The sequence below is a fragment of the Vibrio nigripulchritudo ATCC 27043 genome (assembly GCF_000222685.1).
GTDB lineage: Bacteria > Pseudomonadota > Gammaproteobacteria > Enterobacterales > Vibrionaceae > Vibrio > Vibrio nigripulchritudo.
Window position 1 is genome coordinate 24,039 of sequence record NZ_AFWJ01000281.1, and the last position, 7,241, is coordinate 31,279.

Annotated in this window: 7 protein-coding genes; all 7 read left to right on the forward strand. The window is 50.4% G+C overall.

Annotated elements, in window-relative coordinates; translation table 11 throughout:
* Window position 1 precedes the first annotated feature (1 nt).
* Entirely contained in the window at window positions 2-1,525 is a 1,524-nt protein-coding gene (gene hpaE / locus RH89_RS21560) for a 5-carboxymethyl-2-hydroxymuconate semialdehyde dehydrogenase (protein WP_004406442.1), read from the forward strand.
* Complete coding sequence (locus RH89_RS21565) at window positions 1,526-1,909, forward strand: 5-carboxymethyl-2-hydroxymuconate Delta-isomerase (RefSeq protein ID WP_004406444.1); 384 nt, start codon at window positions 1,526-1,528, stop codon at window positions 1,907-1,909. It abuts the gene before it with no gap.
* Between the two features lie 81 nt (window positions 1,910-1,990).
* Entirely contained in the window at window positions 1,991-2,842 is an 852-nt protein-coding gene (gene hpaD / locus RH89_RS21570) for a 3,4-dihydroxyphenylacetate 2,3-dioxygenase (RefSeq protein ID WP_004406446.1), read from the forward strand.
* Between the two features lie 66 nt (window positions 2,843-2,908).
* Window positions 2,909-4,354, forward strand: coding sequence for an NAD-dependent succinate-semialdehyde dehydrogenase (locus RH89_RS21575; protein WP_004406458.1), 1,446 nt, complete (start codon window positions 2,909-2,911; stop codon window positions 4,352-4,354).
* A 117-nt stretch (window positions 4,355-4,471) separates the two neighbouring features.
* Window positions 4,472-5,770 (forward strand): NAD(P)/FAD-dependent oxidoreductase, encoded by a 1,299-nt coding sequence (locus RH89_RS21580; RefSeq protein ID WP_004406459.1) that lies wholly within the window; start codon window positions 4,472-4,474, stop codon window positions 5,768-5,770.
* Window positions 5,771-5,826: 56 nt separating this feature from the next.
* Window positions 5,827-6,189 carry a cupin domain-containing protein gene (locus RH89_RS21585; RefSeq protein ID WP_004406460.1) on the forward strand — a complete coding sequence of 121 codons (363 nt, stop codon included), beginning with the start codon at window positions 5,827-5,829 and terminating at the stop codon, window positions 6,187-6,189.
* A 68-nt stretch (window positions 6,190-6,257) separates the two neighbouring features.
* On the forward strand, window positions 6,258-7,172 hold the full coding sequence (gene hpaA, locus RH89_RS21590) for a 4-hydroxyphenylacetate catabolism regulatory protein HpaA (RefSeq protein WP_038123116.1): 915 nt from the start codon (window positions 6,258-6,260) through the stop codon (window positions 7,170-7,172).
* Window positions 7,173-7,241: the final 69 nt, after the last annotated feature.

A 7,241-nucleotide genomic window follows, 5' to 3' on the forward strand; every position in this document is an offset into this window, starting at 1 on the left:
AATGACAACTTTAGACTCTCAAATCACCAAAGCCCGAGAATATCTGGCGAGATTCAAAACCGACACCCTAGGTCACTTCATCAATGGCGAGTGGACGCTGGGTAGCGGCGAAGACACCTTTGAAAACCAAAGCCCGATTAACAACAAACGCTTGGGAACCGTCGTCAAAGGCAGTGCAGAAGATGTGAATCAAGCCTGCCTTGCTGCTCAGAACGCTTTCGAGGAATGGGCAAACTTCTCCGGAGCCAAACGACGTCAAATCTTGCATAAGCTAGCGGATGAAATTGAACGCCGCGCAGAAGAAATCGCGCTGGTAGAATCGGTAGACTGCGGACAAGCATTTCGCTTCATGAAACAGGCAGCCGTTCGCGGCGCAGCAAACTTCCGTTTTTTTGCAGATAAAGCACCAGAAGCCAAAAACGGCGACTCACTGTTTCAGGAATCCCACACCAACTTCACGGTGAGAACGCCAATTGGCCCTGTGGGTGTCATCACACCCTGGAATACACCGTTCATGCTCTCCACGTGGAAAATTGCGCCAGCACTTGCCGCCGGTTGTACCGTTGTTCACAAGCCTGCGGAATTCAGCCCACTCAGCGCGGCGATTCTGGCGGAATGTGCGCAAGCAGCCGGATTGCCAAATGGTGTGTGGAACATGGTGAACGGGTTTGGTGAAGTTGCAGGCAAAGCGCTGACTGAACACCCAGCCATCAAAGCCATTGCGTTTGTGGGCGAAACCACCACAGGCTCTATGATTCAGGCGCAAGGTGCTCCAACGTTAAAACGTGTCCATTTCGAATTAGGCGGCAAAAACCCCGTCTTAGTGTTTGACGATGCCGACATAGAACGCGCATTGGATGCCGTGGTCTTTATGATTTACAGCCTGAATGGTCAACGCTGTACCAGTTCTAGCCGACTGCTGCTTCACTCGTCCATCAAAGACACCTTCATTGCCAAGTTGAAAGAGCGGGTCAGTCTTCTGAAAGTCGGTCACCCGCTGGATGTGAACACCGAAGTCGGTCCACTGATTCACCCAACTCACCTCGATAAAGTGTTGAGCTATCTGGATTCCGCCGAGCAAGAAGGTGCCAGCGTCTTACGTGGCAGCATTTCATCGGATGCCCCTGAAGATGGTTATTACTTTGCACCTGCGCTCATCATTGATGTCGACAACAAAATGAAAGTCGCATGTGAGGAGATCTTTGGCCCTGTGCTTTCTGTCATCACTTTCGATAACGAAGAACAGGCAATCCAGATCGCCAACGATACCCCATATGGTTTGGCTGCGTATATCTGGACAGGCGACACCGGTCGTTCTTTGCGCTGTGCTCACAAAATCGAGGCAGGCATGGTCTGGGTCAACTCCGAAAACAACCGTAACCTTCCCTCCCCGTTTGGTGGCATGAAGATGTCAGGATTAGGGCGAGACGGAGGTGACTGGAGTTTCGATTTCTACATGGAAACCAAAAACATCTGTATTGCTCACGACCAGCACACAGTACCGAAACTGGGTAAGGAGAGCTAAATGCCTCATTTCGTGATGGAGTACTCCGCCAATCTCGATTCGGATATCGACTTCCCAGATTTATTCGAAAAATTGGCAGACGTCGCTCAAACAACTGGCGTTTTTCCTCTCGGTGGAATTCGAATTCGAGCGCATCGCTGTGAACAGTTTCGGGTCGCTGAGGGCGATCCGGAAAACCGCTTTTTGCAGCTTTCCATCAAGGTGGGCAGTGGGCGAACAGAAGACACACTCAAAGACGTGGGTGACACCATACACGCCTTTATGACGGATTATCTCACCTCTGTTTTTGAACGCCACTACCTGAGTTTTGGGCTGGAGATTACGGAGCTCCACCCAACCCTGAATTACAAGAAGAACAACATTCATCAAAAGCTGGCGAAGTGAGCATCGCGCTGATCCGTTCAGCGCGAACCAAATGATCCAATGAATGGAAAGAATCCAACGTGAAACACAAGGAGAATGATTATGGGTGAACTGGTCATTGCAGCCAAAATCACACACGTTCCAACCATGCTAATGTCGGAACAACCCGGTCGACTGTTCGGTTGTCGCCAGCAGGCTATCGACGGTCACAAGCATCTCGCGGCACTGGCGAAAGAGAACAACGTCGACACCATTGTGGTGCTCGACACGCACTGGCTGGTGAACGCGGGTTATCACGTCAACGCCAATAAAAGCTTCGACGGCATCTACACCAGCCATGAGTTTCCGCACTTTATTCAAAACCTTGCTTATCACTACGACGGTAACCCGGACTTGGGCGATGCCATTGCAGAGAAAGCCATGGCAAAAGGCGTGCATACCCTTTCTCACCAGGTTGAAACACTCGACCTGGAATACGGCACCTTAGTGCCGATGCGCTATATGAACGACGACGCCCACTTCAAAGTCGTGTCCATTGGTGGCTGGTGCGCAGTACACAGCATCGAATCGTCTCGCCAGGTCGGTGAAGCGATCCGAGAAGCCATTGAGGAGAGCGACAGCCGAGTCATGCTTCTGGCTTCAGGATCTCTGTCTCACCGAATCTGGGATAACGACGACTACGAAGCCAACAACGGCACCTTCACCATTTCTCGTGAGTTTAACCGCCAAATGGATTTGCGTGTGTTGGAGCTTTGGGAGAAAGGGGAAATAAAAACCTTCCTGGAAATGTTACCTGACTACGCTGAGCTGTGTTCTGGCGAAGGTGGCATGCACGATACTGCCATGCTGTTCGGCGCACTTGGCTGGGACAGCTACCAAGGGAAAGGCACCTTAATTGGCGAATATTTCCCAAGTTCTGGAACGGGTCAAGCCAACGTTCTGTTCACGGTCTAACCACCAACCTTAATCATTGCGCCCTTCCCCCCTTCCTAAGGGCGCTTTTTTGCAATGGAGCGCACGATGAAATTAAACGATCCAACTTTGTTTCGACAACGATGCCTGATCAACGGTGAATGGGTGGGTGACGGTGCCCAGTTTGATCAAATTTACAACCCCGCTGATAACAGCGTAGTGGGGTTTGTTCCCCGTTTAGGCAACGAAGAAACACAAGCAAGCATAAACGCAGCAGAGCGGGCACAAAAAGGCTGGAAAGCCCAAACCGCCAAAACGCGTTCGCAAATCCTGCATCGCTGGTATGAATTGATGATCGAACATCAGGACGATCTCGCCACCATCCTCACGACAGAACAAGGAAAGCCATTTGCCGAAGCAAAAGGCGAAATAGCCTATGCCGCCAGCTTTATCGAATGGTTTGCGGAAGAAGCAAAGCGCACTTACGGAGAAACCATACCAAGCCACAAAGCCGATGCGCGGATTGTGGTCACTAAAGAACCCATTGGTGTCGTAGGCGCGATCACCCCTTGGAATTTCCCAGCCGCCATGATCACGCGAAAATGCGGTCCTGCTCTGGCTGCGGGCTGTGCGGTCGTATTAAAACCCGCTCCCGAAACCCCTTTTACTGCGCTCGCACTGGGTGAACTTGCGATTCGGGCAGGCATACCTGCTGGCGTATTAAACATCGTCACCGGAGACGCCGTTCAAATCGGAGGAGCACTCACGCAAAGCCCTATCGTCAGAAAAATCAGTTTCACGGGTTCGACTCACGTGGGCAAGATTCTGATGAATCAATCATCGGATACGGTGAAAAAGTTGTCTTTGGAACTGGGCGGAAACGCGCCGTTCATTGTATTCGATGACGCCGATCTGGACTCAGCAGTTCAGGGCTTGATGGTCGCCAAATACCGTAATGCTGGGCAAACCTGCGTGTGTGCCAACCGCATTTTTGTGCACCGTAAGGTTCACGACGAATTCATTGCTAAGTTCAAAACGGCGGTGGAAGCCTTACAAGTCGGCGACGGATTTCGTGCCGATGTTCAGATAGGGGCAATGATCAACCAAGCGGCTGTCACCAAAGTATGCGAACACGTCCAAAATGCCCTGGAGCAAGGCGCAACGCTGATTTCTGGTGATCCTAATCCCCCCAAAGACCTTTTCCTTAATCCGTTAATCGTCACCGACATGAACGACGACATGCATGCGGCGAATGAAGAAACCTTTGGTCCACTCGCGGCGATTTTTCCCTTCGATTCAGAACAAGAAGTGATTGAACGTGCCAACGATTCCGATTCTGGCTTGGCGGCGTATTTCTACACCCAATCCCTTGCCAGAGCATGGCGAGTCGGAGAAGCACTCGAAGCGGGCATGGTTGGCATCAACGAAGGTCTGATTTCGACTGAAGTCGCGCCATTTGGCGGCATCAAATCGTCGGGATTAGGACGCGAAGGCGCTCGTCAGGGCATCGAGGATTATCTGGAAACCAAGTACATGTTAATGGGTGGATTATAAAATTTTCCTTTGGAGTTAATGAGTTAACGAACCTCATCCCGATGGTTGATATAGCCCCAAAACAAAACTTGGCTAAATGGAAGCCATACCTCAAATGGAAATCAGAAGAATAAGATTATGGAACACTTAAATTCTCTTACCTACTACGCAGCAACGAAGAAATACGATTTATCGTTCCCTTCTTTGGAACAGGATATTGATGTCGATGTGGTGATCATTGGCGGTGGTTTCACAGGCATTAACACCGCGCTTGAACTCGCAGAAAAAGGCATCACAGACATTGCGGTACTGGAAGCCAAGCACCTGGGTTATGGCGGTACTGGTCGTAATGGTGGTCAAATCATGGCTGGGCTTGGGCACGACATCGACACGGTGAAAAAACACGTGGGCAAAGACGGGTTGGAAGAGCTCTTCAAGCTTGGCAATATCGGCGCAAGCATCATCCGCGAACGTGTTGAGAAGTACAACATCGACGCCGATTTCTGTCAGGGTTACGCTTACCTGGGTTTTAACCGTCGCCAGGAAAAAACCCTTCGAGCCTGGCAAGAAGAGTTTAAAAAAGCCACGCCGGATGAAGAGATCACCCTGCACACCGGCTCGGAAGTGCAAGAAGTCATTGGCTCCCCTGCCTATTCCTGCGCGCTCAAACACATGGGTGCGGGTCATATTCACTCTCTGAACTTGCTGCTCGGTGAAGCCAAAGCGGCGTCAGAGCTGGGCGTATCCATCTACGAAAATACTCAAGCTCTTGACGTTCAATATGGTGAACGTATCAAAGTGCGCACTGCCCGAGGAACCGTGACAGCGAATAAGTTGCTTTGGGCATGCAATGGCTTCTTACAGGGAATGGAATCGCACCTTCACAAGCACACCATCAATACTTATGCGTTTCAAATGGCAACGGAGCCACTGTCTGATGAGATGATCGAGCGCATCAGCCCGATTCACGGCGCTTATAGCGACATTCGTCCGGTTATCGATTACTACCGTGTCACCAAAGAAAACCGCTTGCTGTTTGGCAGTGCCACTCGTTGGGTGGAATACATGCCACAAGATCTAAAAGCATGGAACCGTAAACACATGCTCACCATTTTCCCATACCTCAAAGACGTAAAAATCGACATGGCTTGGGGCGGTCCTTTGTGCTGCAGCGCCAACCTGTTTCCTCAGGTAGGGACACTTCCTGATCACGACAACGTGTTCTATGTGCAGGGCTATTCCGGTTTTGGCGTCACCCCGAGCCACATCGTCTGCAAGGTACTGGCAGAAGGTATGAGTGAGAAAACCGATCGCTACAACCTTGTCAGCTCTGTTCCACTGACTCGCGTGATTGGCAAAGACGTCGCACGCCCGTTGCTGGTAACCAGTGGCAAGCTGTTCCACCAAATATCTGGGTACTGGTTGGGCAGACGATAGCTCTCCCCGCAAGACAATCACGATTCGAAGTAAAGAAATCAACAAAAGGAAATCTCATGAAACCGATCCTACTAAACCAACCTCTTCCGGAAATGATGTCTGTAGGCAGCATTGAAAACTTAGGCTCTGAAGTTATATCTGGCGATCCTCAAGCCGAAGTAGCGATGATTTCAGGCGCCCCTGAAGATACCGTGAGCTGCGGCTTGTTTGGCTGTTCAAAAGGCGAGTTCCGCATGCAATACCCGTTTACTGAGCACGCAACCGTGCTGGAAGGAGAAGTAGAGCTGACTAATGAAGAAACAGGAATCTCACACACCTACGTGAAGGGCGACTCTTGGTTTGTAGAACAAGGCACCAAAGTTCGCTGGAACATCGTGTCTCCTAAATTCGTGAAGCATTACCTGGCGGTCGCACAGTAATCACGGTTTGACGCTTCTTCGCTGATGACCCCTTAACCGTAAGCGAAGAAGCATTTTTAGGGAGGAGCATGAACATGAAAAACGCTGCCAGCAAGCACATTCCCAATATCGATATTGGTCAGGCTTACGATCGTCGTTACATCGACAGCGAAGTTCACTTCGAACAGATTCAAAACCTCGCACAATTTTTCGGTCACGACATGCCTGTGCATTATCACGACCGTTTTTACCAAATTCATGTGGTGATGTCAGGAGAGATTCGGTTGCAACTGGACAACCGCACCTACCAGTGTGAAGGTCCGGTTCTGTTTTTCACTCCGCCAACCGTGCCTCACGGCTTCACTATTTCCACCGAAACAGAAGGGTATGTGCTGACCATTCGCCAGCAATTCGTCTGGCAAATACTCAGCCAGTGCATGGCGCTCAACGATAAAGGGCTGTTCGCCACCAAAGGCATATGCATTCCATTTAAAAAACACAGCAACGCATTAAAGCGTACTCTGGCGTACCTCACTCTGCTTGAAGATGAACACGAACAGGAACGCACAGAAAAAGCCAAAGCCATGTATGCCTTGGTGCGCTTGATACTGATTGAGATCATTCGAATGTCTGGCGAGTCGGATTCGCCTTCTTCTATACGCGATATAGATGCCCAGATATTTCATCAGTTCCACCAGCTTATCGAAGCCAATTTTGTTAAACACTGGACCTTATCTCGCTACGCCACCGAGCTGTGCGTGACCGAATCTCGGCTCAACAGCATATGCCAGCGTGTGAGCAGTAAATCCGCCAAGCGCCTAGTTAATGAGCGCGTACTGCAAGAGTCCAAACGTCTGATTGGGTTAACTCAAAAACCCATTACGCAGATTGGCTACGAACTCGGGTTTCAAGACCCCGCCTACTTCGCTCGCTTTTTCCGCCGCATGTCGGGGGTGACAGCCAGCAACTATCGAGAAAGTCAGCAAAGGCAAGCAGTCAGTTAACCTGCCCCTTCGCATTATCATCAGGAGAATTTGTTATGGATAACCGCTTTGGATTGATCATAAACGGGC

Bases quoted from the DNA above. Each gene is read 5' to 3' on its own strand.
- RH89_RS21585 (WP_004406460.1), top strand. From the start codon at position 5,827: ATGAAACCGATCCTACTAAACCAACCTCTTCCGGAAATGATGTCTGTA.
- hpaA (WP_038123116.1), top strand. From the start codon at position 6,258: ATGAACATGAAAAACGCTGCCAGCAAGCACATTCCCAATATCGATATT.
- RH89_RS21580 (WP_004406459.1), top strand. From the start codon at position 4,472: ATGGAACACTTAAATTCTCTTACCTACTACGCAGCAACGAAGAAATAC.
- hpaE (WP_004406442.1), top strand. From the start codon at position 2: ATGACAACTTTAGACTCTCAAATCACCAAAGCCCGAGAATATCTGGCG.
- RH89_RS21575 (WP_004406458.1), top strand. From the start codon at position 2,909: ATGAAATTAAACGATCCAACTTTGTTTCGACAACGATGCCTGATCAAC.
- RH89_RS21565 (WP_004406444.1), top strand. From the start codon at position 1,526: ATGCCTCATTTCGTGATGGAGTACTCCGCCAATCTCGATTCGGATATC.
- hpaD (WP_004406446.1), top strand. From the start codon at position 1,991: ATGGGTGAACTGGTCATTGCAGCCAAAATCACACACGTTCCAACCATG.